Annotated in this window: 2 protein-coding genes and 1 pseudogene; all 3 read right to left on the reverse strand. The window is 72.4% G+C overall.

Features of this window, described 5'->3' with window-relative positions; all coding sequences use genetic code 11:
* Positions 1 to 524, reverse strand: a 524-nt coding sequence (locus PLL68_RS15525) for an exodeoxyribonuclease III (protein ID WP_324535639.1), incomplete at its 3' end; no start/stop codon positions are given.
* Positions 525 to 566: 42 nt separating this feature from the next.
* A complete protein-coding gene (locus PLL68_RS15530) occupies positions 567 to 872 on the reverse strand; it encodes an SHOCT domain-containing protein (protein ID WP_324535641.1) in 306 nt (101 codons plus the stop codon).
* Positions 873 to 904: 32 nt separating this feature from the next.
* Positions 905 to 1168, reverse strand: a pseudogene (locus PLL68_RS15535) (hypothetical protein); the annotation flags it as partial.

The raw sequence follows: 1168 nt of genomic DNA on the forward strand, positions 1-1168 counted from the left end.
GGCGAGACGTGGCTCTTGTCGGCGTAGTACTCCATCGACCACACGTCGTCGTCGGTCGGGGCGATGTTCCAGTCGCCGCACAGCGCCACCGGGGTGCCGTCGGCCGCCCACCCCGTGGCCTGGTCGCGCAACCGGTCGAGCCACGTGAGCTTGTAGGCCATGTGCGGGTCCTCGAGGGCGCGACCATTGGGCACGTAGAGCGACCACATCCGGATGCCGCCACACGTCGCCCCGATCGCGCGGGCTTCCGCGGTGGCTGGCTCCCCCCAGCCGGGCGCGCCGTCGAAGCCGACCTGCACGTCGTCGAGGCCGACCCGTGAGGCGATGGCGACCCCGTTCCACTGGCTCACCCCGTGGTGGGCGACCTCGTACCCGAGCGCCCGGAACCGGTCGTACGGGAACTGCTCGTCCTTGGCCTTGCTCTCCTGGATGGCCAGGACGTCGACCTGCGAGCGGGCCAACCAGGCCTCGACGCGGTCGATGCGGGAGCGGATCGAGTTGACGTTCCAGGTGGCGATGCGCACGCCGTCACCCTACGCAACGTCGGGGCTCACCTGCCCGGCCGGCTACGCGAGGATGCGGGCCTTCTGCGTCTCGAACTCGGCGTCCGTCAGCACACCCGAGGCGCGCAGCTGCCCGAGCCGCTCCAGCTGCTGGAGCATCTCCTCCGTGCCCGAGGCCTGCGACAGGGCCGGTGGGGCTGGTGGGGCGGCCACCGGGGACGGGGCAGCGGCGTGGACCGGCGCGTGCGCGGGAGCAGAGGCTGCGGCAGCGGCACCCTGTGCTGCCCATCGCTGGCTCTGGCGACGCTGCACCTTGCCGTGCACGTGGCTGGCCACGGCGACCTTGGCGGCGGTCTTCAACAGGCCCATCGGGAACTCCTTGGCGTGACGGGTGGGGTGGCTCAGGGGGTGACGGCGTCGTCGTCGAGGGCGTGCTCCAGCTCGACGGGGTCGACCGCGCCCTCGGCCACGAGCCTGGCTCCGGATGCCGCCCACGCCCCGAGAACGGGCTGCAGGGTGAGGTCCTCGTAGACGAGGACGGCCATGATGGCGTCGCCCTCGATGGAGCCGCCCACGAGCTCGAGGTCGTCGCGGTCGAGCAGGCCGGCATCAGCCCCGGCGAAGGCGGAGAGGTCGGTGCCGAGGTCGAGGGACGCAGCGGGCAC

Origin of the sequence: Ornithinibacter sp. (genome assembly GCF_035443565.1) — a bacterium.
Taxonomy (GTDB): Bacteria; Actinomycetota; Actinomycetes; order Actinomycetales; family Dermatophilaceae; genus Fodinibacter.

Excerpts from the sequence above, each read along its gene's own strand:
- PLL68_RS15530 (WP_324535641.1), bottom strand. The coding sequence starts at position 872 with ATGGGCCTGTTGAAGACCGCCGCCAAGGTCGCCGTGGCCAGCCACGTG.